Source organism: Paenibacillus sp. J31P13 (genome assembly GCF_056269295.1).
Map to the genome: position 1 here is coordinate 13,856 of NZ_JBWDNR010000016.1, position 24,781 is coordinate 38,636.

General features: G+C 45.1%; 25 protein-coding genes. 24 read left to right on the plus strand and 1 reads right to left on the minus strand.

Annotated elements, in window-relative coordinates; translation table 11 throughout:
* The first annotated feature begins 5 nt into the window (after positions 1-5).
* From rsmA to AC0YOD_RS27455, 21 genes are all read left to right on the plus strand, one after another.
* On the plus strand, positions 6-953 hold the full coding sequence (rsmA, locus tag AC0YOD_RS27355) for a 16S rRNA (adenine(1518)-N(6)/adenine(1519)-N(6))-dimethyltransferase RsmA (RefSeq protein WP_475802512.1): 948 nt from the start codon (positions 6-8) through the stop codon (positions 951-953).
* Positions 954-1,008: 55 nt separating this feature from the next.
* Entirely contained in the window at positions 1,009-1,893 is an 885-nt protein-coding gene (yabG, locus tag AC0YOD_RS27360; protein WP_475802513.1) for a sporulation peptidase YabG, read from the plus strand.
* Between the two features lie 249 nt (positions 1,894-2,142).
* Positions 2,143-2,418, plus strand: coding sequence for a biofilm formation stimulator Veg (gene veg / locus AC0YOD_RS27365; protein WP_053373389.1), 276 nt, complete (start codon positions 2,143-2,145; stop codon positions 2,416-2,418).
* Between the two features lie 222 nt (positions 2,419-2,640).
* Positions 2,641-2,826, plus strand: coding sequence for a small, acid-soluble spore protein, alpha/beta type (locus AC0YOD_RS27370; protein WP_475802514.1), 186 nt, complete (start codon positions 2,641-2,643; stop codon positions 2,824-2,826).
* 139 nt (positions 2,827-2,965) lie between these two features.
* Positions 2,966-3,820 carry a 4-(cytidine 5'-diphospho)-2-C-methyl-D-erythritol kinase gene (gene ispE / locus AC0YOD_RS27375; protein ID WP_475802515.1) on the plus strand — a complete coding sequence of 285 codons (855 nt, stop codon included), beginning with the start codon at positions 2,966-2,968 and terminating at the stop codon, positions 3,818-3,820.
* A gap of 82 nt (positions 3,821-3,902) precedes the next feature.
* The gene (gene purR, locus AC0YOD_RS27380) at positions 3,903-4,733 is read left to right on the plus strand and encodes a pur operon repressor (protein ID WP_475802516.1); all 831 of its coding nucleotides are present in this window, start codon (positions 3,903-3,905) and stop codon (positions 4,731-4,733) included.
* A 51-nt stretch (positions 4,734-4,784) separates the two neighbouring features.
* Entirely contained in the window at positions 4,785-5,183 is a 399-nt protein-coding gene (locus tag AC0YOD_RS27385; RefSeq protein ID WP_475802517.1) for a RidA family protein, read from the plus strand.
* Between the two features lie 130 nt (positions 5,184-5,313).
* Positions 5,314-5,595, plus strand: coding sequence for a septation regulator SpoVG (gene spoVG / locus AC0YOD_RS27390; protein ID WP_028609566.1), 282 nt, complete (start codon positions 5,314-5,316; stop codon positions 5,593-5,595).
* Positions 5,596-5,799: 204 nt separating this feature from the next.
* The gene (gene glmU, locus AC0YOD_RS27395; RefSeq protein ID WP_475802518.1) at positions 5,800-7,197 is read left to right on the plus strand and encodes a bifunctional UDP-N-acetylglucosamine diphosphorylase/glucosamine-1-phosphate N-acetyltransferase GlmU; all 1,398 of its coding nucleotides are present in this window, start codon (positions 5,800-5,802) and stop codon (positions 7,195-7,197) included.
* 189 nt (positions 7,198-7,386) lie between these two features.
* Positions 7,387-8,037 (plus strand): 50S ribosomal protein L25, encoded by a 651-nt coding sequence (locus AC0YOD_RS27400; protein WP_475802519.1) that lies wholly within the window; start codon positions 7,387-7,389, stop codon positions 8,035-8,037.
* A gap of 203 nt (positions 8,038-8,240) precedes the next feature.
* Positions 8,241-8,801: an aminoacyl-tRNA hydrolase gene (pth, locus tag AC0YOD_RS27405; protein ID WP_475802520.1), complete on the plus strand. Its 561-nt coding sequence runs from the start codon at positions 8,241-8,243 to the stop codon at positions 8,799-8,801.
* Between the two features lie 63 nt (positions 8,802-8,864).
* Positions 8,865-9,095: an anti-sigma-F factor Fin gene (locus AC0YOD_RS27410; RefSeq protein ID WP_475802521.1), complete on the plus strand. Its 231-nt coding sequence runs from the start codon at positions 8,865-8,867 to the stop codon at positions 9,093-9,095.
* Positions 9,096-9,204: 109 nt separating this feature from the next.
* On the plus strand, positions 9,205-12,732 hold the full coding sequence (gene mfd, locus AC0YOD_RS27415; protein ID WP_475802522.1) for a transcription-repair coupling factor: 3,528 nt from the start codon (positions 9,205-9,207) through the stop codon (positions 12,730-12,732).
* Between the two features lie 72 nt (positions 12,733-12,804).
* Positions 12,805-13,866: a peptidylprolyl isomerase gene (locus AC0YOD_RS27420; protein ID WP_475802523.1), complete on the plus strand. Its 1,062-nt coding sequence runs from the start codon at positions 12,805-12,807 to the stop codon at positions 13,864-13,866.
* A gap of 347 nt (positions 13,867-14,213) precedes the next feature.
* Positions 14,214-15,467 carry an urea ABC transporter substrate-binding protein gene (urtA, locus tag AC0YOD_RS27425; protein ID WP_475802524.1) on the plus strand — a complete coding sequence of 418 codons (1,254 nt, stop codon included), beginning with the start codon at positions 14,214-14,216 and terminating at the stop codon, positions 15,465-15,467.
* 102 nt (positions 15,468-15,569) lie between these two features.
* Positions 15,570-16,475, plus strand: coding sequence for an urea ABC transporter permease subunit UrtB (gene urtB / locus AC0YOD_RS27430; protein WP_475802525.1), 906 nt, complete (start codon positions 15,570-15,572; stop codon positions 16,473-16,475).
* 51 nt (positions 16,476-16,526) lie between these two features.
* Positions 16,527-17,615: an urea ABC transporter permease subunit UrtC gene (gene urtC / locus AC0YOD_RS27435; protein ID WP_475802526.1), complete on the plus strand. Its 1,089-nt coding sequence runs from the start codon at positions 16,527-16,529 to the stop codon at positions 17,613-17,615.
* Complete coding sequence (gene urtD, locus AC0YOD_RS27440) at positions 17,587-18,363, plus strand: urea ABC transporter ATP-binding protein UrtD (protein WP_475802527.1); 777 nt, start codon at positions 17,587-17,589, stop codon at positions 18,361-18,363. Before urtC ends, urtD begins: the two co-directional genes overlap by 29 nt.
* Positions 18,341-19,036 carry an urea ABC transporter ATP-binding subunit UrtE gene (urtE, locus tag AC0YOD_RS27445; RefSeq protein ID WP_475802528.1) on the plus strand — a complete coding sequence of 232 codons (696 nt, stop codon included), beginning with the start codon at positions 18,341-18,343 and terminating at the stop codon, positions 19,034-19,036. The genes urtD and urtE overlap by 23 nt, the downstream gene beginning before the upstream one ends.
* Positions 19,037-19,242: 206 nt before the next feature.
* Entirely contained in the window at positions 19,243-19,878 is a 636-nt protein-coding gene (gene thpR / locus AC0YOD_RS27450) for an RNA 2',3'-cyclic phosphodiesterase (protein WP_475802529.1), read from the plus strand.
* 98 nt (positions 19,879-19,976) lie between these two features.
* Positions 19,977-20,390 carry a DUF2500 domain-containing protein gene (locus tag AC0YOD_RS27455; protein ID WP_475802530.1) on the plus strand — a complete coding sequence of 138 codons (414 nt, stop codon included), beginning with the start codon at positions 19,977-19,979 and terminating at the stop codon, positions 20,388-20,390.
* A 129-nt stretch (positions 20,391-20,519) separates the two neighbouring features.
* Here the strand turns inward: AC0YOD_RS27455 and AC0YOD_RS27460 are convergent, their stop codons facing one another.
* Positions 20,520-21,653, minus strand: a complete 1,134-nt coding sequence (locus AC0YOD_RS27460) for an ATP-binding protein (protein WP_475802531.1) — start codon at positions 21,651-21,653, stop codon at positions 20,520-20,522.
* A gap of 466 nt (positions 21,654-22,119) precedes the next feature.
* Here AC0YOD_RS27460 and AC0YOD_RS27465 point away from each other — a divergent pair, with 466 nt between their 5' ends.
* The 3 genes from AC0YOD_RS27465 to cbiQ are packed head-to-tail and all read left to right on the plus strand — an operon-like array spanning position 22,120 to position 24,734.
* Positions 22,120-22,758 carry an energy-coupling factor ABC transporter permease gene (locus AC0YOD_RS27465; protein ID WP_475802532.1) on the plus strand — a complete coding sequence of 213 codons (639 nt, stop codon included), beginning with the start codon at positions 22,120-22,122 and terminating at the stop codon, positions 22,756-22,758.
* Positions 22,751-23,104 carry a PDGLE domain-containing protein gene (locus tag AC0YOD_RS27470; RefSeq protein WP_475802533.1) on the plus strand — a complete coding sequence of 118 codons (354 nt, stop codon included), beginning with the start codon at positions 22,751-22,753 and terminating at the stop codon, positions 23,102-23,104. The genes AC0YOD_RS27465 and AC0YOD_RS27470 overlap by 8 nt, the downstream gene beginning before the upstream one ends.
* Entirely contained in the window at positions 23,064-24,734 is a 1,671-nt protein-coding gene (gene cbiQ / locus AC0YOD_RS27475; RefSeq protein WP_475802534.1) for a cobalt ECF transporter T component CbiQ, read from the plus strand. The genes AC0YOD_RS27470 and cbiQ overlap by 41 nt, the downstream gene beginning before the upstream one ends.
* The last annotated feature ends 47 nt before the right edge of the window (positions 24,735-24,781 follow it).

Sequence of the window (24,781 nt, forward strand, 5' to 3'; positions counted from 1 at the left end):
GCAGAATGAGCAAGCAAGAGCATGAAGAGCAGCGTACTGCAGCAGCTGGAGCCAAAGCCGCAGCAATAGAGGTAGCAACACCTAAGCGGACAAAAGAGATTATTGCAAAATACGGATTCTCCTTCAAGAAGAGCTTGGGACAAAACTTTTTGATCGACCAAAATATATTGAACAAAATCGTAGCAGCTGCTGAACTGGATAAGACAAAAGGCGCGCTGGAGATTGGTCCCGGTATTGGTGCTCTTACTCAGCGGCTTGCAGCTGAAGCGGGAAGCGTAACCGCAGTCGAAATAGATAATCGCCTTATACCGATATTGCGTGATATTTTATCCGATGAGCCTCATACAACCGTCATACATGGTGATATTCTGAAGCTTGATCTCAAGCAATTATTTGCTGAGCAATTTGCTGGCTTGTCAGGCGTGAGTGTAGTCGCTAATCTTCCCTACTATGTAACGACTCCAATTCTCATGAAGCTCCTAGAGGGGAAGCTTCCGCTTGAGCATATCGTGGTTATGATTCAGAAGGAAGTAGCAGAACGGATGGCTGCGAAGCCAGGAGGCAAGGAATACGGCAGTCTGAGTGTGGCTGTTCAGTATTATTGCGTACCTCAGGTCGTATGCATGGTTCCTAATACCGTATTTATTCCGCAGCCGAATGTCGATTCCGCTGTTATTAAGTTATCCATACGTGAAAAGCCTGCTGTTGATGTTCCAGATGAGGATCATTTTTTCCGAGTGGTACAAGCAAGCTTTGCACAGCGTCGTAAGACGCTTGCGAACAACTTGACTGCCTTTGTAGGGAAGGATCGTCGTGAAGCGCTGACAGAAATGCTGTTAAAGCTTGAAATTGATCCAATTCGACGCGGTGAGACGCTATCCTTGGAGGAATTTGCACGTATAAGCCGCAGCATGTTGGAGGCAGGTTGGGGAAATAAACCGACAGAAGCATAAAATACTCACCATTCGCCCTCTCTGCCCATAGGATAGACGAAGAGGTGATTTACCTATGAAGCAAGGGGACCTGGTCGTCCGCAAATCGTATGGCGGTGACGTATTATTCCGTGTTGAGGCTGTTCGTACTGAAAAGGCCATTTTGAAAGGCACGGACTACCGCTTATTGGCGGATGCTCCTATTCCAGATCTATCTGTCGTACGCGACCCAGGATCGACAAAAGTGGTGCAGCAAGTACAAATAAAAGTGAATGACTCCATAAGACGTATGTATTCCGAACGTGAGAAGCAAGCAACCCAGAACGAGGACAGCATCAGGCATGCGATGCAGCAGAGCCAGCCATTTTTTGAAGTACCGGGAAAAGTGCTCCATCTTGACGGCGACGGTAACTACTTAAAGAAAAGCATGCAGTTATATAACACGATGCATGTTCCTTCGCATGGTCTTCATGTCCATGAATCACAAATGGCTGATGTGCTGTATCATCTGCTTCCGCAACTGCAGCCAGATATTGTTGTCATTACCGGTCATGACGGGGTACTCAAAGATCGTGGACGGATGGACCTTTACAGCCTTAGCAGCTATAAAAACTCTCAGCACTTCGTTAATGCTGTTCGGGTTGCCCGTGAGTATGAGAGAAACCGCGACGGCCTAGTCGTTATTGCTGGCGCATGCCAATCTCATTTCGAGGCGTTGCTGCAGGTGGGTTCAAACTTCGCCAGCTCTCCGGGGCGTATATTGATTCATGCGCTTGATCCTGTTTATATTGCGATTAAAGCAAGTTATACATCGATTAAGGACACGGTAAACCTGGCAGACGTCATACATGGCACAATTAGCGGAATAGATGGTATTGGCGGTATCGAGACAATGGGGCGCTTTCGTGTTGGTATGCCTAAGCCGCGAGTTACATCCACATCATCAGCATTAAAAGTGTAAGCTAGCTAATAAGCTAGCTTTTTTTGTTTTTTTTACATAAGAAATTTTTAATTTTTTTCATTGTCCATTATAAAATCACGGCGCAACCTCTTATTATGCAGATATATTTGCGGATCTATGCCTGCTTTTTAAAAAAATGGGTGAAATCACCGTTGACAAGTAAATAATCCGACTGATATAATATTTCGTTTATTTGACAAGCTATCTCTTTTTGGTTATAATGAACAAGGAAAGAGGTGGTAGTGTACAATGGCTAAAAATGCGCTATTGGATATTAAACGCAGTTTGGAAGCTCATGTTGGCTCCAAAATCCGTCTTCGAGCGAACGGTGGCCGACGTAAGACCATCGAACGAACCGGTACGTTGGAAGAAACCTACCCTTCTGTTTTCATTGTTAAACTGGATGAAGAGCAACATGCATTTAAGCGTGTTTCATACAGTTATGCGGATATACTGACTGAGTCGGTGGAAGTGACCGTATGCAATGATGAAGGTCAAGTCCGTATCGCCCATTTGCAACAATAGAATATATACGCCTAAAGGCAAGTTAGCGCAGAATGCTCTGCGCTTTTTTTTTGCGCTTTAAGCTGCATGAAACACATAGATTATTTTGAATTAGAGCAAAACAACTCCTTCTTCCCAAACGTATGGGTCCATCTCATATGACGCATACTACCTGTGCCAAGATAATCACTATTCATGTTTGGTGAGCGTCCGTACGTTAATTTGGGTGTGGAGGGAATAGCAATGAGCCGTAGAAAACGAGGGGTCATGTCAGAGCAATTGAAATATGAGCTGGCGAAGGATCTTGGTTTTATCGATACCGTGGAGCAAGAGGGTTGGGGCGGCATACGTGCCAAGGATGCCGGAAATATGGTTAAACGGGCTATTCAGCTTGCTGAACAGGCAGCAGCTAGATCCAATCAGCCTTAATAAAAAATAGGATCGTATACGCATATAAAAGCTAAGTTCCTGCCAGCCGAAAATCGGTTGAATTTGGGGGCTTAGCTTTTATTGCGTTCGTTTGATATAATGATGCTTAAGCTTATGAACGAACGGGTGAACCTATCGGATGAAAATTTATGAAAAAGCTCCTGCCAAAATTAATTTATTGCTCGATGTCCTTCGCAAACGCGAGGATGGTTATCATGAAGTCGAGATGATTATGACGATGGTCGATCTTGCTGACCGTTTGACTATGGAAGAGTTGCCGAGAGATACAATTATTATTTCAAGCCAAGTTGGCTACATACCGCTAGATGAGAAGAACCTTGCTTTCCAAGCGGCTAGGCTTATTAAAGACCGCTATGATGTGAAACAAGGCGTATACATTCATCTGGATAAGAAGATTCCAGTCGCTGCAGGTCTTGCTGGCGGAAGCAGCGACGCTGCTGCTGCGCTGCGCGGACTTAATCGCCTCTGGAAGCTGCAAATCCCGGAGGACGAGCTATGCCGTCTTGGAGCGGAGCTTGGTTCAGATGTGCCGTTTTGTGTGACTGGCGGTACCGCTATTGCGCGCGGTCGGGGAGAGAAGCTTGAACATATTGCTACTCCACCGCAGTGCTGGGTGGTCTTGGCCAAGCCACCGATCAATGTCTCAACTGCTGATGTATATGGCAGGTTCCGTGCCAATGCCTTGAAGGAGCATCCTTCCATTTCTAATATGGTTGGTGCGCTTGAGAGAGGTTCGTTTAGTGATATTTGTGACGGGCTAGGCAATGTTCTGGAGAATGTTACGCTGGATTTATATCCGGAAGTGATGCAATTGAAGGAAAGTATGATTCGTCTTGGCGCGGACGGCGTATTAATGTCGGGCAGCGGTCCTACGGTTTTTGGTCTTGTATCAAAGGAAGCCAAGCTATCACGCATTTATAACGGACTACGTGGTTTTTGCAAAGAAGTATATGTGGTAAGAATGCTCACATAGGACTGACGTTCTTCTTGATTAAATCCGTATAAAAATGTTATATTGGCATTATATTATTCGGATTTAGTGGGGGGAGATGTGTTTGAAGAAGTTGAAACGGAGTTCGCGGTTGGTTGAAATGACCCAATACCTATTAAGTCGTCCCCACACGTTAATTTCATTAACAGCATTTGCTGATCGTTATCAATCAGCAAAGTCTTCAATCAGCGAGGATTTAGCCATTATTAAAGAAGTGTTTGAGGAAGAAGGCATTGGTGAGCTTCATACGCTAGCTGGAGCTGCTGGCGGTGTAAGATATACGCCTAAGATGCAAGAATCCACTGCACTAACTATTATGACGAGCATATGCCGCCAGCTAGAGCAGCCTGAAAGGGTTCTTCCAGGCGGTTATTTGTATATAACGGATATGCTAGGCCAACCGGAACTGCTGGCTGATGTCGGCAGAATGTTTGCTACCGCATTTGCGGATCGCAAGATTGATGTCATCATGACGGTTGAAACAAAAGGGATCCCGCTTGCTTATGCAACGGCTGCTTGCCTCAATATCCCTGTTGTTATCGTAAGAAGAGATAATAAGGTGACGGAGGGCTCTGCGGTTAGTATTAATTATGTTTCTGGCTCTACAAAGCGGATTCAGACGATGTCCTTAGCGCGCAGAGCGCTTAAGGAACAATCTCGCGTCCTGATTATCGATGATTTCATGAAAGCGGGCGGGACGATACAGGGCATGATGGATTTGCTGTTCGAATTTAAAGCGATCGTAGCTGGCGTAGGTGTATTTGTAGAATCAGGCGAGGTTGAATTAGAGGAACGTTTGCTTGAGGATTATATTTCCCTTGCTAAGCTTACCGCGGTTGATATGAAAACGAAGCAAACGACGGTTGTACCTGGAAACTATTTTAAAGGTCAATAAATAAAGATGTGTTCAAAACAGTTGAAAATGCCAAGAGAGGTTGTGAGGATAATGACAACAAAGAAAAAATTGCAGGTCATTGCAACGGATCAAGCGCCTGCCGCTATCGGACCTTATTCACAAGCAATTATGCTTGGAGGTTTATTATTTACTTCTGGTCAAATTCCACTCGATGCATCAGGCCAGCTTGTTGAAGGCGGTATCGAGGAACAAGCACATCAGGTGTTCAAGAATTTGGAAGCGGTTCTGTCCGCAGCGGGTGCTGGCTTTTCAGATGTTGTGAAAGCAACTGTATTTATGAAAGATATGAATGATTTTGCAGTGGTTAACGGCATCTATTCTTCTTATTTTGGAGAGCATAAACCGGCTCGTTCGGCCGTTGAGGTCGCAAGGCTGCCAAAGGATGTTCTTGTCGAAATAGAGGTCATTGCATCGACAATTGTCGAATGAAAACGAAAAAGATTCATTTTAAAAAAAATATTTTAAATAGAGTATGATTTTACCAAAAATGTAGAAGGAATTGGCACAAATGTGTGGAAGTATACACCAAGTCTCTGATAGACAAAGGTGGTGAACACAAGTGCAAATTACTGATGTCAGACTCCGCCGTGTAAATTCCGAAGGGCGTATGAAGGCAATCGCATCCATTACTATTGATAATGAATTCGTTGTTCACGATATTCGTGTTATCGACGGAAACAATGGTATGTTCGTTGCAATGCCAAGCAAACGTACTCCGGATGGAGAATTTCGGGATATCGCTCATCCGATCTCTTCAACCACCCGGGAGAAAATCCAGGCTGCTGTTCTAGCTGAATACGAGCGTGCAGCAGAAGAAGTAGCAATTGAAGAAGGCGCTTAACCAATGCACTTCATGTTTTAGAGGAATGATCGGAGAAGAGGGCTACGGCTCTCTTTTCTTTTTTTTGAAATATAAGCAATTACTCGTATAATGTATATTGTAATAGAGTGATTCTTATATTTGAAAGAAAATGGATGCTTGAGATTCGGTTAAGAAGGTTAAAAACAAATTATTATTTCTAGATTAACTAGGGGGATCTTTTCGATGAAAATTATGGCTATTGTGCTTGCTGCCGGTCAAGGCAAGCGTATGAAATCTAAATTATATAAAGTGTTACATCCTGTTTGCGGTAAGCCGATGGTAGGACATGTACTGGACACCGTCAAGGAAGCTAATGCTGAACGCGCGGTTGTCATCGTTGGGCATGGAGCGGATAAAGTGAAAGCCTTCTTGGGGGATAGCGCAGAGTACGTGCTGCAAGAGCAGCAATTAGGTACAGGGCATGCTGTGCGTCAAGCAGAAGCCTTGCTTGGAGAAGAAGAGGGCACGACAATCGTTATTTGCGGCGATACACCGCTTGTAAAGGCTTCTACGATTAATGCGATGCTTGAACTGCATTCATCGAGCGGAGCGGCTGCAACAGTGCTTACAGCCTCGTTTGAGGATCCAACTGGTTATGGCCGTGTCATTCGCGGAGAAGCAGGTACGGTACAACGTATTGTGGAACAGAAGGATTGCTCTCCTGAGGAGGCAGCTGCGAAAGAAATTAATACGGGCACCTATTGCTTTGATAATAAGAAGCTGTTTGCAGCTCTTGCTAACGTTACGAGCAATAATGCACAGGGTGAATTCTATTTGACCGATGTAATCGGTATATTCCGCGAAGCGGGCGAAGTTGTTCAAGGGTATTGCACGAATGATTTGGCTGAAGCGATTGGCGTAAATGACCGTGTCGCATTGGCAGAGGCCGAAGGCTTCATGCGTGCGCGCATCAATCGCAATCATTTGCTGGGCGGGGTAACGTTGATTGATTCGTCCTCGACATATATTGAAGATGGCGTACAGATCGGTTCTGATACCGTTATATACCCAGGAACTGTGCTGCGCGGCAACACAGTGATTGGTGAGGACTGCATCATTGGACCGCAAGCAGATATCTCGGACAGTGTTATTGGAGACGGCGTTGTCATTAAATATTCGACAGTGGCTGAATCTTACATTGGAGATACGAGCTCTGTCGGTCCATATGCTAACCTGCGTCCGGGCTCGAAGCTTGGAGTGGGATGTAAAGTCGGCGACTTTGTTGAATTGAAAAATGCGTCATTAGGTGATGGCAGCAAGGTTTCCCATCTTAGCTATGTTGGTGACGCGCAGGTAGGCAAGGATGTAAATATCGGATGCGGAGCCATTACGGTCAATTATGACGGCTACAATAAATTTGTAACCGAAATCGGCGACTATGCGTTTGTTGGCAGTAACGTTAATCTGATTGCTCCAGTCAAAATTGGTGAAGGTGCATATATTGTTGCTGGTTCTACCGTAACCAATGATGTGCCGGCTGGCGATTTGGCGATTGCTCGTGAGCGTCAAGTGAATAAACCGGGTTACGCTGATAAATTGCGTGGCCGTGCGAAAGCGAAAAGAGACAAGAAACAGCAATAGATGAATGAGAGTCAGATAAATGCAGCAATAGATTCGGTCAGACGAATCCTTTGCTGCATTTTTCTATTTAATCATGTTGTAAAATGATTCCTTATTTTACCTGTTTGGTTATGGATTCGAATGGGTAAGTTATAAAGAAATCAATTTTGAAGCAAATAGGCTTCACTAAAATTTTAGGAGGTTTCTAGTATGGCTATAGCAATGAAAGCGGATCAACGATCGAGATCAACGAAGGGCGAACTGCGTCAATTGCGGCTCAAAGGAAAAACTCCCGGTGTTATTTACGGAAAAAATTTAAATGATGCAGCTCAAGTGGCTGTTGACAGCAAGGAGCTTCAGGCACTGCTTCGCTCACATCCGAATGCTGTAATTGAATTGAATTTACCGTCACTAGGCAAACAGTCTGTTATGGTGTCGGAGGTACAGCGGGATACAATGAATCGTCAAGTGCTTCATGTCGATTTCCATCAAATTAATATGAATGAGAACGTAACTGCCAATGTTAGAATTCAAGTGGAAGGCGATTCGCAAGGTGTAAGAGAAGGCGGCGTACTTCAATTGCTTGAGCATGAGCTGGAAGTTCAATGCTTGCCAAATAATATCCCTGATTCGCTAACTTTAGATATATCTGCGCTTGGAATAGGAGAGAGCTTGCTTGTTAGCGATTTGAAGCTGCCCTCTGGTGTTGAGCTAGTTGCAGAGGCAGAACAAGTGGTAGTCACTATTCTTGCACCGCAGAAAGAACTTACTGAAGAAGAAAGTGAAGCTGCTGCTGTTGAGGCGATTGAAGCGGAATCTCGTTCAAATGAAGCAAAGCTTGAAGGCGTTAAGAGCCTTTAATATATCTCGCCAGAGAACACTTATGCTGTCTGGTAGTCCAAATAACGTCGCCTTTGTATAGGGCGGCGTTGTTTGTTGTGTTTTCTCATGAGCGGTGTTCTTGTGATATATAGTCATTGCTTTTGAAGCTTTGGATTCCCTCTAACCGTTTACGCTTGCAACAGATTATGATACATTTGTCCGTAAAGGAGTGAAGTGAAGTAATGAGGTGGATTGCAGGTCTAGGAAACCCTGGCACAACGTATCATGGAACGCGGCATAATGTCGGTTTTATGGTTATTGATGAGCTGGCGAAGCGCTGGGGTATTAGTGTGACGCAGAGCAAATGCAAAGCTTTAATCGGTGAGGGCAACGTACAAGGCACCAAGGTTGTTCTTATTAAGCCGATGACATATATGAATTTATCTGGAGAGTCCGTTCGTTCGTTTATCGATTATTTTAAAACAAATGTCGAGGATGGCGTTATTGTCTACGATGATTTGGATACGGAAATGGGTAAGCTAAGACTTCGTTATCAGGGAAGTGCCGGTGGTCATAACGGCATCAAGTCGCTTATTCAGCATTTGGGTACGCAAACGTTTGATCGTGTCCGAATGGGGATATCTCGTCCGCAACCCGGTATGAATATTGCTGATTATGTACTCTCCAACTTTGCCAAGAGCGAGCAAGAGCAGCTTGCTGCTATGATTTCTTCGGCATGTGATGCCATTGAATTTAGGCTAAAGGCTCCTTTCGAGGAAACGATGGCAAAGTTTAACGGATAATCTGTTAGATTAGGATAATCGGGGCATACTGAAGGGTATAACGACTCTTCAGGAGGCATACATATGGCTGTAAACTATATTTGTCGGCACTGCAGAACGTCAATTGGGTCCTTGAACGGGTCGGATATAACAGAGCAGCAGCTCGGTTTCCATTTCTTGACCCCCGAAGAGCGCAGCGATATAATAGCGTATGACCCAAATGGTGACGTGACAGTAAAAGTGGTTTGTGATTATTGCCGTGAGGCGATCGATGCAAATCCCGAGCTTCATTTGGTAGCTAATCCACTTCAATGATGGAAAGTTAATAGTTAGAGCCTTAGCAGAAAGCTGAGGCTTCTTTTCAATTTACAGGGAGCGATCGTATCACTCTCCGATTGTGTACAGAAACGGGGTGTCGCAAACGTTGAAAGCGTTAATTAAAGCTTTTGCCGCGGATACAGACGTTCAGTCCGTCATATCCGGTATTCGAAAAGGAATGCGAGAGCAAATGATATCAGGGCTCGCCGGCTCTTCCAGACAGGTGCTCCTGGCTGCTCTGCAAGAGGATGTAGGCCGTCCGATGTTAGTTGTTACGCACAATATGTTCTCCGCACAGAAGATCGCGGAAGACTTGCAGGAATGTCTATCACCAGAAGAAGTATTGTTATATCCAGCAAATGAGCTGGTTGCTGCCGAAGCAGCCATTTCAAGCCCAGAGATACTCGCACAGCGTATGGATGCACTAATCAAGTTGTCCAAAGGCTATCGCGGGATTGTTGTCGTGCCCTTCTCAGGGGTGCGGCGTTATTTGCCTATAAGCAGTGTAATGGCAGAAGCTCAAATCGCGATAAAAGTTGGCGACTCTCTACCCATTGATACGTTTCTTCGTCAAATAACGGCTCTAGGCTACACGAGAGCTGATCGCGTAGAGCTGCGTGGAGAAATGAGTGTTCGCGGCGGCATCGTCGATTTATATCCGATTACAGCACCTCATGCTTATCGAATTGAATGGTTTGGCGATGATATTGATTCTATCCGTGCATTTGATCCTGCTGATCAGCGTTCATCTGATCGGTTTGATTCATTTGTTGTTTTGCCTTGTCAGGAATTGCTTGCTGACGGGCATCGCATGGAGGTCGCGGCTTCTCACGCGCAGCAGCTGTTAGAGAAGCAATTGGACAAAATGACTGATCGAACAGCAAAAGAGAGACTTCGCAGCGAACTAGGCGGCGAGCTTGAGCGTCTGCGTGAGCATGTTTATTTTCCGGAGATTTATAAATATATTTCGTTACTTTACCCTGAGCGTCAAACGATTCTTGATTATATGCCGAGCGATACCCTGCTCATACTAGACGAGCCGACACGTTTAATAGAGACGGCTAAGCAGTTGGAGCGGGATGAAGCAGAATGGTCCATGCATCTCATGCAGAATGGAAAGTCACTGCCAGGTCTATCGTTAGCGCGTGATACAGAAGAAATTCTGCATCATCGTCCGTTCCCGACCTTATTCTTATCTCTGTTCTTACGGCAGATTCCGCATTCGCAGCCGCAAAACATTTTAAATATGACAAGTCGCTCCATGCAAAGCTTCCATGGACAAATGAATGTATTGAAGGCTGAGATGGAACGTTGGCATAAAACAGGCTCCAAGGTTATGATGCTTGCTGGAAATGCGGAGCGTTTGGAGAGAATGCGCCGCGTATTGGATGACTATGGTATCGAAACACCAACGATGTTGGAAGGCAACCTGCAGTCAGGGTTTGAGCTTCCGTCTTCTCATCTAGTCATTATTACAGAAGGCGAGATGTTCTCGCAGAAGCAGCGGAAAGCGCGGAGAATTGATAAAAAGGTTGATAATGCAGAACGGATTAAGAGCTACACCGAGCTTAAGGTCGGCGATTACGTCGTTCATCATAATCACGGTATAGGTAAATATGTAGGTATCGGTACGCTGGAAATTGCGGGCATTCATAAAGACTACTTGCACATTCTATATGCTGGCGGCGACAAACTGTCTGTTCCAATCGAACAGGTCGACATGATTCAGAAATATGTTGGCAATGAAGAGAAGGAGCCAAAGGTCAATAAGCTGGGCGGCAGTGAGTGGACCAGAGCGAAGAGCAAAGTAAAGGCATCGGTTCAAGATATTGCGGATGACCTGATCAAGCTGTACGCTGAGCGCCAGACAGCTGCAGGTTATTCCTTTGGACAAGATACTTCTTATCAAAATGAATTCGAAGCGATGTTTCCTTACGATGAGACGCGTGATCAGCTCAGAGCTATTGAAGAGATCAAGAAGGACATGGAGAAAAGCCAGCCAATGGATCGCCTATTGTGCGGAGACGTTGGCTACGGGAAAACCGAGGTTGCTATTCGTGCTGCCTTTAAATCCGCTATGGACAGCAAACAGGTTGCAGTACTAGTTCCGACGACGATACTCGCTCAGCAGCATTATGAGACGTTCCGGGAGCGCTTTGCTGGTTATCCTATCAATGTTCAGGTGCTTAGCCGTTTCCGCTCACGCAAAGAGCAGAATGAAACGATGAAGGGACTTAAGGCAGGCACGGTAGATGTTGTTATCGGTACGCATCGCCTTTTGTCGCAGGATATTATTTTTAAATCATTAGGACTGCTTATCGTGGATGAGGAGCAGCGGTTTGGCGTGTCGCACAAGGAGAAGCTCAAGAAGCTGAAGACGAATGTTGACGTTCTGACTTTGACTGCAACACCTATTCCGCGCACGCTGCATATGTCGATGCTTGGCGTTCGTGATTTGTCAGTTATTGAAACGCCTCCTGAGAATCGTTTTCCGGTGCAAACGTATGTAGTCGAATATAGTCCTTCACTCGTGCGTGAGTCTATTGAGCGTGAGCTTGCGCGGGGCGGTCAAGTCTACTACTTGTATAATCGGGTGCAGGGTATCTATCAGATGGCTGAGCAAATTAATGCGCTTGTGCCGGATGCTAGAGTTGCGGTTGGACATGGACAAATGTCGGAGCAGGAGCTGGAGAAGACGATCCTTGATTTCCTAGACGGGGAATCAGACGTTTTGGTCAGCACAAGCATTATTGAGACAGGGGTCGACATTCCTAATGTAAATACACTAATCGTGCATGATGCGGATAAAATGGGGCTTTCGCAGCTCTATCAGCTGCGCGGACGAGTCGGACGTTCTAATCGAATTGCTTATGCCTATTTCACGTATCAGCGGGATAAGGTGCTTACTGAAGTAGCTGAGAAGCGTCTGCAGTCCATTAAGGAGTTTACGGAGCTCGGCTCCGGCTTCAAAATTGCGATGCGTGATTTATCCATTCGGGGAGCGGGTAATCTGTTAGGCGCTGAGCAGCATGGCTTTATTGCCTCAGTAGGCTTCGACATGTATTCGCAAATGCTGGCTGATGAGATCGCGAAGCGCAAAGCGGAAATGAGCGGTGAAGAGGTTAAGGAAGAGAAGCCTGTCAGCACGCTTATTGATGTCAGCATTGATGCGTATCTGCCATCGGATTATATTTATGACAGCATTCAAAAAATTGAAATCTACAAAAAGGTCGCTGCCATTCGCACATTTGAAGAAGCCGATGATGTGATAGATGAGCTTGTCGACCGCTTTGGAGATTTGCCGCAGGCGGTAAGCAATTTACTTGCTGTGGCAAGGCTTAAAGTATACGGTACCTTATATGGTATTGAACAAGTTAGCGGAAAAGGCGAGGATCTTCTGCTACGATTTGCAGCCGCTGAAAAGCGGAAAATTGACCGAAAAAAGGTCGATCAGCTCTGCTTGAAGCATGAGAACCGATTTAAGCAAGGGATGGATACTGAGCCGAATCCAACTATTCTTTTGCGTGGCAAAGGACTGAATATGGAGCAAAAGATCCATATGCTTGAGAAATTTTTGCAAGCCTATAATGATGTCCTCCTCTACAAGGACCAGTTGCAAAATGTAACACCATAAGAGAAGATTCGCTTTCAGCGACCCTTTTCTGATACAATAAGAGCAAGTTTATAAGATGAAAGGGGATTCTACATGTTATACGGTTCACGTAAATCAGCATGGCGCAAAGGCGCAATGCTAATCGTAGCATCAGTGCTTGTCATGGCCTTGGCAGCATGCGGCGCGAAGACAACAGATGTTGCAACTTATAAGGGCGGTACGGTTACGGATAAGGAGTTCAATAAGTATTTGGCTGTTTTCACGGTTATGCAGCCTTCTTATGAGCAAATTATTGAGATCCCGCAATTCAAAGAGCAATTGCTTAACCAGTACATTGCTTACAAAGTACTGAACAGCCAAGCTTCTGAAGAAACGAAGAAGGCAGCACAAAAAGATATTGATGAGCAAATGAAGCAATATAAAGCGGCGCTGAAATCCAATTCGGATTTGAAAGCTGTGATAGATGAGAAGAAATTGAAAGACAAAGATATGGAAAATTATTTATCTCTAGGCACAACAGTTGTTGCACACATGAACTCGTTGGTAACAGACGATGAATTGAAAACAGAAATTGAGAAGAACCCGGTAGACAATGCTATCGTTTCTGTTCGTCACATTCTAGTAGCGACCACGGATCTATCTTCGCAAGAGCAAAAGGAGCTTCGTACAGCAGAGGAAGCACTTGCTAGAGCGAAAGAAGTGAAAGCGAAGCTTGAAGCAGGCGGCGACTGGGCAGCAATTGCTAAGGAGTATTCTGATGATACAGGTTCCAAAGAAACAGGCGGACTGTATGCAGATAAAAGAAATGGCACTTGGGTTGAAGAATTCAAACAAGCTGCTTACAAGCAAGAAATTGGTGTGATCGGTGATCCGGTTGAAACGGAATATGGTTATCATGTGATTTTGGTTGAGAAGCGCGAAAACACGCCTCTGGACAAAAGAACAGATGCACAGAAGGATGAAATCAAAAGCGTTATTGCAAATAACCATATGACTACATTTATGACGGACGAGCTTCCGAAGCTGGAGATTGTGTCTAAACTTCCGAAAGCGGAAGAGGAAACACCAGCAAGTGATACGCCAGCAAGTGATGCTCCTGCTGGAGATGAAGCGCCAGCAACAGACGCGCCAACTGAAGCACCAGCAACGAAATAAGCATTTACGTTTAAACCCCTTTAGCCACTATGAGGCTAAAGGGGTTTTTTGTCGTTCTAATCCAATCATCTTATTTGTATCGAGTTACTTTATCTAACATAAAATATTCCTTTGAATCATATAAGAAGGATCGAGAGATAAATGTTAATATATCTAACTCGAAAATGAGATTAAACCCTGTAAAACTACGCATTTCCCAAAACAAAATAAAATTACAAAATTTGGTGTAAACTATATTGACATACAAAATAAGGGTATTCTATAATGATGACACGAACAATGGAATAACATTCCAGTAAAATGTTCGGAATTATAGAGAAAATATAAGGGAACTGGGGAGTGGGCAAATGAAAAAGAAGTTTGTTTATCAATTTAGCTTGTTGCTAGTGGTTTTCACTATGGTAATGGCGGGTTGTGGGACGAACAACAATGCGGGTAACAAGGAGACCGCAACAGCAAATACAGGAAGCTCAGCAGAGGGGGAAATTAAAGTAGGGGTTTTGCATTCTCAGAGCGGCACAATGGCAATTAGTGAGGTATCAGTTATCGATGCGGAACTGATGGCAATAGATGAAATCAATGCTAAAGGCGGCGTGCTTGGCAAAAAGATAGTGCCTGTTATCGAAGACGGGGCATCTGATTGGCCTACATTTGCGGAGAAGGCTCGCAAGCTTTTATCGGAGGATAAAGTCGCAACGGTTTTTGGCGGATGGACATCTGCCAGCCGAAAAGCGATGAAGCCGGTATTTGAAGAATTAAATGGTCTTCTCTGGTATCCCGTTCAATATGAGGGGCTAGAATCCTCACCAAACATTTTCTACACAGGAGCGACAACGAACCAACAGATCGTTCCATCGGTTTCTTGGCTGCTTGAAAACCGGGGCAAGAAATTTTACTTACTAGGTTCAGACTATGTATTCCCTCGCACTGCAAACCTCGTAATAAAAGAACAATTGAAAGCTGAAGGCGGCGAGCTGGTAGGAGAAGAGTACACACCGCTCGCTCACACCGATTACAGTACACTAATCAGCAAAATTAAAGAAGCCAAACCGGATATCGTATATAACACCCTGAATGGTGACAGTAATGTTGCTTTCTTCAAACAGTTAAAAGATGCAGGCATTACAGCTAAAGATTTAACGACTCTATCCGTATCGGTTGCAGAGGAAGAAATTCGTGGAATAGGTGTCGATGTACTGGAGGGTCATTTGACGGCATGGAACTATTACCAAACGACAGATACGCCAGCCAATAAAACCTTCGTTGAAAACTACAAAAAGAAGTATGGGGAAGATCGCGTAACAGCTGATCCAATCGAGGCTGGTTACACAGCTGTATACTTGTGGGCAGCAGCAGTGGAGAAAGCGGGTTCTACTGATGTAGCTAAAGTGAAGGAAGCGGCCAAGGAGCTGGAGTGGGATGCACCAGAGGGCAAAGTGAAAATTGACGGTGCTACTCAGCATATTTATAAAACCGTTCGAATTGGTGAAGTGCAAGCGGACGGCCAATTTAAGGAATTATGGAATTCGGGTGAAGCGGTTAAGCCAGACCCTTATTTAAAGGGCTACGCTTGGGCGGCTAGCATTCAACCTACGGAATAATAAATAAGCAAATTGTGGTTTATAAGCTAAGCGGCTAAGTATGAAGGAGTATTCGAATGCTTCGAATACTCCTCTTTTGTTTCCAGTGAAGGGAGCGGTTCTATGGAGGTATTTCTGCTTCAGATTTTTAATGGCCTTAGTATAGGTTCAATATTATTGCTGGTTGCATTAGGTCTATCTATTACATTTGGACTTATGAAGATCATTAATATGGCGCATGGTGAGCTTATTATGATTGGGGCCTACTCCACTTATTTGACGCAAAATCTATTTCATGACTACCTTCCAAAATCGATGTTCGATTGGTATTTCGTACTTTCCGTACCGGCTAGCTTCATTATCGCTTATATTTTCGGTCTTATATTAGAAGTATCTCTTATTCGCTTTCTATACGGCAGACCGCTGGATAGCTTGCTTGCCACATGGGGAGTTGGATTGGTGCTGCAACAGCTTGCGCGTTCTATCTTTGGAGCACCAAACGTGGCGGTAACGAGTCCGTCCTGGTTGAATGGCGGTCTCAAAATAATGGATGGAACATTGCTGCCCTATAAACGGCTATTCATTATCGCGCTAGTGATTGCTTGTTTAGTTGCTATGTATTTCTACATTTATCGCAGTCATGAAGGCAGAAGAATGCGTGCCGTTATGCAGAACCGTGATATGGCCGCATGTTTGGGCGTATCAACGCGTCGTGTAGATGCAATGACCTTCGCCATCGGCTCGGGTATTGCCGGGATTGCTGGCTGTGCTTTGACGCTTCTTGGGCCTATTGGTCCTTCCCTAGGCACGTATTATATCGTTGATGCCTTTATGGTTGTTGTGCTTGGCGGAGTTGGGAAGCTTATTGGAACCGTGCTAGGAGCAATGGGCATCGGTATGTTCAATACATTATTTGAATACTGGACGAATGCTTCCCTTGGTAAAGTGCTTGTGTTCGTCTGTATCGTTGCTTTCTTACAGTGGAAGCCAATGGGGCTTGTAGCGATGCGGTCGCGATCACTGGATTAAGAGAAGACCCTATGATTCCTCTGAGCAGATTCAAAGAAGGGTGGAATGCGCATGCGATTACGATTGCAAAAGCTTACTCCTAAAAGAATATGGATTTTAATCGGTTACACCGTATCGGCAGCTGTGTTATTCTCGGCACCGCTGTTTATTAGCGACTTTCGGCTTAGCTTATTGGCGAAATTTCTAGCCTTCGCTATAGTGGCGCTGGGGCTTGATCTAATATGGGGCTACACAGGCATATTAAGCTTAGGGCATGGTATTTTCTTTGGTCTTGGTGCTTATGCCATGGGGATGTACTTAAAGCTGGAAGCAAGCGGTGGAAAGCCGCCGGATTTTATGGGCTGGAGCGGGCTGAAGGAACTCCCGTTGTTCTGGCAGCCCTTTCAGAATTTTGGATTTGCGATTGTCATGGGGGTAGCGATGCCTGCATTCTTGGCGCTTGTACTTGGTTATGTTACATTCCGAAATCGAATTCGCGGTGTTTATTTTACGATTCTGACTCAGGCACTCGTTATTATTACAACAACACTATTAATTGGCGGGCAGGCCTTCACAGGGGGGACGAACGGCGTTACAGGCTATTCAACGCTGCTCGGGTTTTCATTAGGTTCTCCCGATACAAAGAGGGCGCTCTATTTTGTAACTGTTACTGTGTTATTTATGATCTTCATCTTTTGTCGGTTTATTATCGGCAGTCGTTTTGGCAAGGTACTGCGAGCCATTCGAGATGGTGAGAATCGTGCGCGGTTCATTGGCTATAATCCTGCCATTTATCAGATGGTCATCTTTACGATATCAGCGGCTATTGCAGGTGTTGCCGGTATGTTGTTCGTTCTGCATGTTGGCATTATATCCCCATCGATGATGGGGATAGTTCCTTCTATTGAAATGGTTCTTTGGGTGGCGATCGGTGGAAGAGGCACGCTTATCGGCGCGGCGCTTGGAGCTATTCTCATGAACTGGGCAAAAAGTGAATTCAGTACGGCTTATCCGCAAGGCTGGTTATTTTTTATGGGGCTGCTGTTTGTTGTCGTGGTTGTTTTTATGCCGAAGGGCTTTGCCGGTTTATTTAGTCAGTTGAAATTCCGCAGAAAAAGGGAGGAATCAAAGCATGAAGGAGTCCGCAATCCTGCAGTGTGATGATGTGACAGTGGAGTTTGATGGCTTTAAGGCGATTCAAGGAATGAATCTGAAGCTGGAGAAGGGTGAGCTGCGTTTTCTCATCGGTCCCAACGGAGCGGGTAAGACGACGATGCTGGATGTCATATGCGGAAAAGTGAGACCATCGAGGGGGAGTGTGACATTTGGCGGCAAGGTGGATATTACGCGAAAAAAGGAGCATCAGATTGCCGAGCTTGGTATTGGTCGCAAGTTTCAAGCGCCTTCGATTTTTCCTACTATGACGGTTGCGGAAAATTTAGAAATTGCAATGCGTCAGAAAAGGACTGTTTTTGCCACATTATTCGCAAAAATGGTCGATGATGAGCGTGAGAGAATGGATCATCAGCTTACGATGATCGGACTGCAGAGCAAGAGAGAGTGTCGGGCAGGCGGGTTGTCTCATGGTGAGAAGCAGTGGCTGGAGATTGGCATGATGCTGCTGCAGGAACCGGAAATTTTGCTGCTCGACGAGCCAGTAGCAGGCATGACCGATAAAGAAACGGATAAGACAGGTGAACTGCTGCACCATATTGCCCGCAAGCGATCAATTGTTGTGGTGGAGCATGATATGGAGTTTGTTCGAAACTTCGCAAGTAAAGTGACCGTCATGCATGAGGGAAAGCTGTTGAAGGAGGGCTCCATGGATGAGGTGCAGCGCGATGATCGCGTTGCTGAGGTGTATTTGGGGAAAAGGCGGGATGCGGATGCTAGCCGTTCAACAGCTTGAGTCGGGTTACGGGGAAAGCATTATTTTGCGAGATGTATCGTTAAAAGTGAGGACAGGGCAAGTAGTATGTTTGCTTGGTCGAAACGGAGTGGGCAAAACAACTCTGATGAAAAGCATAATGGGACTGTTGAAGGCGCGGGGCGGATCTGTAACCTATAATGAGACGGATTTGACCAAGAAATCCCCGGGTTTAAGGGCGAAAAGCGGGATCGGCTATGTGCCGCAAGGTCGTGAAATATTTGCTCAGCTCTCCGTATATGAAAATTTATTGCTGGGGCTTGAGGCTTCCTCAGTCAAAGTGAACGCAATCCCGTATGAAGCCATTTCCAAATTTCCAGTGCTACCCACAATGTATACTCGCCGAGGCGGGGATCTGAGCGGAGGACAGCAGCAGCAATTAGCATTTGCCCGTGCACTGGCTTCAAAGCCCCAAGTGCTGCTGCTTGATGAGCCGTGTGAAGGGATACAGCCATCCATCGTTGATGATATAAGGGATGTGATTCGTTCTATTAAAACAGACGGCAAGACAGCTATTCTATTGGTGGAGCAAAGCTTAGACTTCGTGAAGAGTGTTGGTGATTACTTCTATGTGCTGGATAAAGGTGTGGTGGTGTGGGAGGGCGGTCTGGAACAGCTGGACGATGAGACCATACGTAAATATTTGACCGTATAAGCCTATTGGTTATAGGGGAAATAGTAATGAATAAGCATTAAGTCAAAGCATCCCATTGTGAAAGCGGGGTGTTTTGGCTATTTTTATTTTATAGGTATGTACTGTGGTAGTTTTGTTGCATGAGCCAAGGATCTTAAACACAGTATGAATGTTTTGGTATCAAAACCTACATAATGACAAAGTAAATCGATAAAGGGGGATATGTAATGCCGGATTCCAAAAATGACACTATGCGTTTGTTTATCGCTATTCCAGTACCCGATCATGCTGCCGATAAGCTGAAGAGCTGGATAAGTGAACAACGACAAGGGCTTCCCTTTCGAAAATGGACCCATCCGAGTGATTATCATATTACGCTGCAGTTTTTGGGTGATGTGTCTATCGAGAGGCTTGATGCGCTGAGAACGATCTTGTCCGCTGTTAGCGCTGAATCTCTTAAATTATCGCTAAATGGGATTGGCACTTTCGGGCTGCCAAAGGCACCACGTGTACTCTGGGCGGCTGTAAACGGTGAGATTGAGTGTCTAAATATGCTTCGGACAGCGGTAACGGAAGCGATGAGCTCACTGGGTTTTGAGGCGGAGAATCGTCCTTATTCACCGCATATTACATTGGCAAGAGGGTTTGCTGGGGGTAATGATACGACTGCCCAGAACCGTAAGGATTTCACGGGAATAGAGGATTGGATTAGAAGCAGTGAGGTCGGGGCAGCGCCGATCGGTTCGGATTGGGATGTGGATTCCTTCGTGCTCATGCGAACCCATATGCATGATTCGCCAATGTATGAGGTGATTGGACAATTCCCTCTGTCGTCTAAATATGGGAAGCATACTACAAAATAAAATGAATATAATGGGCTATATTGACAATATATGAAACAAAATGGGCTGATCATTCGTAAACATAGACACGAGACAAGAAAGATGGGAGAGTGTGTCCTATGTTTAATTTTGGGCCGCCGACGGGCGGAGGCTTTGGTATCATGTTTACAATTGTTCCTATTCTTATTGTCATTGTATTCGTTATCGTCATCGTCGGAATTATTTCAAACGGTGCGCGTTATGTCAAAAATTCGCGTTCCCCGCGAGAATCTGCATATGCCAGTATTGTTACCAAGCGTATGGAAGTTCGCCATCATTCGAGTCATCACAATCATGGTGATGGAGTCATGCACCCTACTTCCTCTTCTAGAACGTATTATTACATCACGTTGGAATTTGATAATGGAGAGCGGAAAGAATATCTCGATGTCAAAAATTTATACGGTCTCGTAGTCGAAGGGGACCGCGGCTATGCTGCTATTCAAGGTGATTGGTTAGTTTCCTTTGAACGAGAATCGGGAACGATGAAGTGAAAAAATGTATAAACGCTCCGAACCGGAATTGAACCCGGGCCGGGGCGTTTATTATTGTGCTCTGTTATGAGTTTGGTGTGAGTGAGGTCGTATTTTTTTTGAATGAAGTTTGGCCAGGCCAATGATTGTTTATTTAGCGTCAGCATCTGCACGAAAATGAATGGTTAACTTGGGGTAGGCTGCTGAAATATCGCTAATGTGTTTGGCTATTACTGCCTTGTCAAAAGAAAAGCCAAATATCTCATTGTCTGGAGCAAAGGTTACGCTTGTTCCGGTCTCCTGAGTGATTCCTATTGTTAATAAATCAGTTTGCGGTATGCCATGTTTATAATCCTGTCGAAATGCTTTGCCATCGCGGCGTACTTCCACAGAAAGCTTTTGTGACAGACCATTAACGACTGCCATAGTAATTCCTTTTTCACTTCCGGGTGCCAGGAAAGAGACGCCGGTGCTGTAATGACTGAGATCGGTGAGAACGGATTGTACTCGTGTAGTTGTTTTGCCTGGGAGCGCTTGAACAGGAATTCCTCGTCCGTTATCAGCTACGGTAATGCTGTTATCAGCGTGTAGAAATAGTGCAATCTCACTGCAGTATCCTGCTTGGTGCTCAAGAATTGTGTTTTCAATAACTGCGTATAGAAGGTGATGAGGGTCGTAGTGGTCTGGGGTATCGCCTAAATAATCACCTGCATTCTTTTTCGTTTCAGATAAGGCAATGAAATCACTCGTATCAAGCAAATCAGATGCGGACGCTAGCAGCAGAAGAAGCGGTAATGAGCGCTGGGAGGGGATGGTGTATTTACCGCCGCGTTCTTCTTGTACAAGAAGGTTAGCGCCAAGCAATGCCTTAATGTGATGGTAAAGCTGGCCTGTAGTCCCCATGTTTAGCTGTTCAACGAGCTCAGCTCCTGTAAGGGGTTGCTTCAACACACTTCTTAAGATATCCAATCTCTGCTGGTGAGCGAGAGCAGTCAGTACCTTAGAAGCCTTGTCCCCGTCCAGCTCTAAAAGCTGAGAGACTGTTCTCTCTTGCGGTTCCCAACGATATCGAAAGGATTCGTTGCGATACTGACCCGAATAAAAAATACTGCCGAGCTCATCGGTTGAATAATCAGTAGAAATGGTTTTGTTATCAATAAGAATGGTTTCGTTATTGCTGGCTCTTGAAGGGGTTTGATTCCGGATTGGCTCGATTAAACGTTTGATCTCATCCATTTGCGTTTTCAACTGATCGAGCTCGGCGCCAAAATCTCTTGTCGTCATCCGTTACACCATCTCTCAAATTATTTAACTACGTAATTACGTAATTTAATAAAATATATCATATCCTTTTCTTTTTGTAAATAATGTAATGGAAACTAACGCGTAAATAACGAGATTCACATAACTCATCATATACATCGATAAATGTTAAGTTTTATGACGGTGGAAACAAAGTGTCTAGCGATACACTAACTAGGATCAGTCATAAACGGGTTCACGTTTCTCTTGGGGAAAATCAATCGATATGGAAGATTACATGTGAAGCCGAATATATAGACAATAGTTTGAGATGTGAAGTGAAGCAAGGGATTATATGAGAATCCACATTTGTACAGTGCCTTTAAAGGGCAAAATATTTATGCTAAACCTCCCTTCGTTGTATTGACGAATGGTGGACATTAATTGATAATAAGGTAAAATAATCAAGTTACATAACCTAACACTACGAGTGAGGAGTTGATCTTCTTTGCATATACCTGATGGGTTTCTAGACGCAAAAATATGGATTACAACGACTGCGTTTGGTGCAGCAGCTGTTTCATACAGTCTGCATAAAACGAAATTGACTCTCTCAACGAAACAGGTTCCTATGGTCGCTCTTATTGGTTCATTCGTATTTGCTGCTCAAATGTTAAATTTCCCCATTGCCGGAGCAACATCAGGCCATTTTCTAGGGGGGACGCTTGCTTCCATATTATTTGGACCTTGGATTGGAACTATCGTAATAGCAGCTGTTCTTATTATTCAAGCGCTTGTTTTTCAAGATGGGGGAATTACGGTTCTTGGAGCCAATATCCTATGTACTGGATTTATTGGATGCTTTGTCGGCTATGGTGTTTACAGGGCTGGAATGAAGCTGCTAAGAGGTAAAGCTCGATTCCTAATTACGTTTGGTGCTGCTTGGTTTTCTATCGTGTGTGCCTCAGCAGGGGTAGGGCTGCTGCTGGCTTGGTCAGGAACGTTCGAGCTGGGAATGGCGCTCAAGGCCATGGTTGGCTGGCATATGTTAATTGGACTGGGCGAGGGGCTTCTTACTGCTCTGGTTAGCAGTTATCTGCTTGAACGCAGCACTTCAACCGTTAAGGGGGCGTTCGCTCATGAATGAGGTGTCGTTAACGACTTCCAAGCGAAAATGGTTAGGACTTCTCGCTCTTACCTTACTGGCTGCTGGATTGTTGTCGCCATGGGTATCGCCGCATCCAGATGGCCTAGAGCGGGTAGCCGAGGATCATGGCTTTTTGAAGCAGGCAGGGACATTGTATAAATGGGCTCCTATTACGGATTATGAGGTAGCTGGTATATCGTGGGCGGCATTGCGCGTTGGTTTGGCGGGCGTTATTGGCTCAGTCGTCATGATAGTCATTCTTTGGTTATTATTACGGGGCCTGACAGGGAAGAGGAGGGGCAAGGATGCTGGAGCCGATTATGAAGAAGGATCAGGATCTTTATAGTCAAGACAAGAGCAAACAACCCACCTTGCAAAGAGCGAAGCGGCGATTGCTGCTTGTCTTGGGAATCCTTATATCGATCATGTTCTTTCGACATCCTGCAGCTCTCACCGGGGCAGCAGGATTTTTTCTGTTCAGTTTGCTATGGGCAGGCATTTCTATTCGAATCATTATGAAGAGAATGCTGCTTATTGTGCCCTTTGGGCTGGGAGCAATTTTGTTTATCCCTTTTCAGATACCTGGTCAAACGTTGTTTCAAGTGCTCGGCTATTCGGCAACGAGTGAGGGCATGCGTCATGCAGAAATTATTTTGCTGAAAATTATAAATGCCAATCTGCTTATTACCTACTTCATTTGTTCAACCCCTTTGTTTCTTTTGATAAAAAGCTTGCGTGCGATAGGCATGCCTGCCATTATGATCGAGATTATCAGCTTAATGATGCGTTATTTTTATCTGTTGAAGGAAGAGGCACAGAGCATGCTCAAAGCCCAGCGATCGCGGGGTTTGCGAGTGGAGGGCTGGCTGTGGAGCCGTGAAGCATATAAAAGATTTGGAGAGCTGCTAGGTGTATTGTTTTTGCGGGCAATGGAGCGGAGCCAGCGTATTTATCGATCAATAAGCGCCCGAGGCGGATTTGGGGAATGGCTTCTACTGACGAAGGACGGGCAAAGAAGGCTCGAGTTAACGGGCCAGGCAAGAAAGGACAACATGAATGCAAGCAAAAGGAGGAAACGGGGAATGCTGGAGAAGGGTGAGCGAGAGGCAGCCATCGAGGTACGGCATGCGACCTATCGTTACGGAAATACCGTTGCATTAGACGATATTAGTTTTCGAATAGAGCAGGGCACGAAGGTTGTATTGATGGGACCAAATGGTGCAGGGAAATCGACGCTTATTGCATTGCTCAATGGTATTGAGAAGCCAGTGAAAGGCGAAGTTTACGTGCTTGGTGAAAAAATGACCGAGCAGTCCAGCAAACGGATGAGAAGCAGAGTCGGTGTCGTATATCAGGACCCGGATGATCAAATTTTCTCCACTTCCGTGGAGGAAGATATCGCTTTTGGCCCCCGTAACCTTGGTTTAAGTGAAGAGGAAGTAAGGGAGCGAGTGGATAAAGCGCTTATAGCAGTCAATATGTCGGAGCTGCGCGGGCGTTCTCCCTTCGAGCTGAGCTATGGGCAAAAGCGAAGAGTGGCGATAGCCGGTGTGCTGGCGATGGAGCCTGAAATTATTATTTTGGATGAACCGATGGCTTTTCTTGATCCGAAAAGTCGTGATGATCTTCAGGCCTTGTTGGAATCGATGCATGATGGGGGAATGACACTTATCGTAGCAACGCATGACGTTGATTTCGCCGCAGAATGGGCGGATGGTGTGCTGTTATTGAAGAGTGGAAATCTGCTTGCAGAGGGTACGGTAGACCTTCTGTTTGAGGATGATTTAATTTTAAAAGCTGATCTGCATTTGCCTCGACTTGTTCGTCCTTTTCGTTTATTGGATGGAGCTGACGCTCTTAGGCCGAAAACGGTGAGGGAGGCAGCTCAGCACATATGGAGGCTGATGAGAAAGAACAGCTCCAGTTCAGAATCACATATTTTGGAAGACAAAGGAAGATGGCGTGACCGACCGTGATTTTTAGAAGAAAAAGGAGCATTTAGCTCACAATTCAGTTCGTGCAT

Excerpts from the sequence above, each read along its gene's own strand:
- AC0YOD_RS27470 (WP_475802533.1), top strand. The coding sequence starts at position 22,751 with ATGAATGAGGTGTCGTTAACGACTTCCAAGCGAAAATGGTTAGGACTT.
- urtE (WP_475802528.1), top strand. The coding sequence starts at position 18,341 with ATGCTAGCCGTTCAACAGCTTGAGTCGGGTTACGGGGAAAGCATTATT.
- urtD (WP_475802527.1), top strand. The coding sequence starts at position 17,587 with ATGAAGGAGTCCGCAATCCTGCAGTGTGATGATGTGACAGTGGAGTTT.
- urtA (WP_475802524.1), top strand. The coding sequence starts at position 14,214 with ATGAAAAAGAAGTTTGTTTATCAATTTAGCTTGTTGCTAGTGGTTTTC.
- AC0YOD_RS27410 (WP_475802521.1), top strand. The coding sequence starts at position 8,865 with ATGGCTGTAAACTATATTTGTCGGCACTGCAGAACGTCAATTGGGTCC.
- pth (WP_475802520.1), top strand. The coding sequence starts at position 8,241 with ATGAGGTGGATTGCAGGTCTAGGAAACCCTGGCACAACGTATCATGGA.
- AC0YOD_RS27455 (WP_475802530.1), top strand. The coding sequence starts at position 19,977 with ATGTTTAATTTTGGGCCGCCGACGGGCGGAGGCTTTGGTATCATGTTT.
- rsmA (WP_475802512.1), top strand. The coding sequence starts at position 6 with ATGAGCAAGCAAGAGCATGAAGAGCAGCGTACTGCAGCAGCTGGAGCC.
- ispE (WP_475802515.1), top strand. The coding sequence starts at position 2,966 with ATGAAAATTTATGAAAAAGCTCCTGCCAAAATTAATTTATTGCTCGAT.
- urtC (WP_475802526.1), top strand. The coding sequence starts at position 16,527 with ATGCGATTACGATTGCAAAAGCTTACTCCTAAAAGAATATGGATTTTA.
- veg (WP_053373389.1), top strand. The coding sequence starts at position 2,143 with ATGGCTAAAAATGCGCTATTGGATATTAAACGCAGTTTGGAAGCTCAT.
- yabG (WP_475802513.1), top strand. The coding sequence starts at position 1,009 with ATGAAGCAAGGGGACCTGGTCGTCCGCAAATCGTATGGCGGTGACGTA.
- cbiQ (WP_475802534.1), top strand. The coding sequence starts at position 23,064 with ATGCTGGAGCCGATTATGAAGAAGGATCAGGATCTTTATAGTCAAGAC.
- AC0YOD_RS27420 (WP_475802523.1), top strand. The coding sequence starts at position 12,805 with ATGTTATACGGTTCACGTAAATCAGCATGGCGCAAAGGCGCAATGCTA.
- urtB (WP_475802525.1), top strand. The coding sequence starts at position 15,570 with ATGGAGGTATTTCTGCTTCAGATTTTTAATGGCCTTAGTATAGGTTCA.
- AC0YOD_RS27400 (WP_475802519.1), top strand. The coding sequence starts at position 7,387 with ATGGCTATAGCAATGAAAGCGGATCAACGATCGAGATCAACGAAGGGC.
- glmU (WP_475802518.1), top strand. The coding sequence starts at position 5,800 with ATGAAAATTATGGCTATTGTGCTTGCTGCCGGTCAAGGCAAGCGTATG.
- AC0YOD_RS27370 (WP_475802514.1), top strand. The coding sequence starts at position 2,641 with ATGAGCCGTAGAAAACGAGGGGTCATGTCAGAGCAATTGAAATATGAG.
- AC0YOD_RS27385 (WP_475802517.1), top strand. The coding sequence starts at position 4,785 with ATGACAACAAAGAAAAAATTGCAGGTCATTGCAACGGATCAAGCGCCT.
- AC0YOD_RS27460 (WP_475802531.1), bottom strand. The coding sequence starts at position 21,653 with ATGACGACAAGAGATTTTGGCGCCGAGCTCGATCAGTTGAAAACGCAA.
- thpR (WP_475802529.1), top strand. The coding sequence starts at position 19,243 with ATGCCGGATTCCAAAAATGACACTATGCGTTTGTTTATCGCTATTCCA.